The sequence below is a fragment of the Hydrogenophaga electricum genome, from assembly GCF_030160815.1.
GTDB classification, from domain to species: Bacteria; Pseudomonadota; Gammaproteobacteria; order Burkholderiales; family Burkholderiaceae_C; genus Hydrogenophaga; species Hydrogenophaga electricum.
On the sequence record NZ_BSPB01000145.1, the window covers coordinates 1 to 917 of the forward strand.

General features: G+C 64.3%; 1 protein-coding gene. It reads right to left on the minus strand.

From position 1 onward, the window contains the following. Positions 1-366: 366 nt before the first annotated feature. Positions 367-917 (minus strand): IS110 family RNA-guided transposase (locus QQK43_RS23190; protein ID WP_284309642.1); only part of this gene is annotated, 551 nt, incomplete at its 5' end.

Below are 917 nucleotides of genomic sequence, written 5' to 3' on the forward strand. Positions count from 1 at the left end.
CCCCCCGAAAGTCAAACACCGATCCAGCCGTGATGCATCGCCAAGCGATGGATCACGGAATGTGTTCTGACAGTGTTCGATTTCCAACTTCAGCGCCCAGCCCTGGTTGCTCGTCAAGCAAGGGATGCGGACAGCGAAACTACAAACGGTCATCGATGCTGCTTGGATGGCAACGGACCCTGATGAAAGACGCGCGCGGGGGACCCATTCGTTAGCCGAGGATGGTCAGCGTTGCCGCCGGCCCTGGACTCCTTGAGTTCAACGGTCACGCCCCGCGCAGGTCCAACCCTGACTCATCAACGCTGGCTGCACGCGGTGGTGGAAATCAAACCTTTTGATGTTGCCTCTTTTGCGATGTGGTGATGTTCAGGCCGGCAGCCTGAAGTCCTCGCCTTTGCTGAGCACCGCCCAGCACATTCGGGCGTTCTTGGCGGCGATGGCGACCACGGCCTTCCAGTAGCCGCGCCGCTGCGCCAGCGCGGTGGCCCAGCGGCTGATCGGGTCGCTCTTGTTCTTGGCCGCAGCCAGCACCGCCCGCGCGCCCAGCACCAGCAAGCTGCGCAGGTACGGGTCCCCGGCCTTGGTGATGCGCCCCAGGCGCTGCTTGCCGCCCGAGCTGTACTGCCCGGGCACCAGGCCCAGCCAGGCACACAGCTGGCGACCACATTTGAAGTCGCGTCCGTTGCCGATCGTGCTCAAGAGCGCGGTGGCGGTGGTCTCGCCCACGCCTGGCAGCTGCATCAGGCGCTGCGCCTCGGTGCTCTGGCGTGCCATGGTCTTGATGTGCTGGTCGTATTGAGTGATGCGCTCATCGAGCCGGCTGACTTCACTGAGCAGATCGCCGATGACAGTGTTGGCCCAGCCGGGCAGATCCTCCAGGCGTGCCAAGGCCTCGCGGCGCACGACGGCCGCCTTCA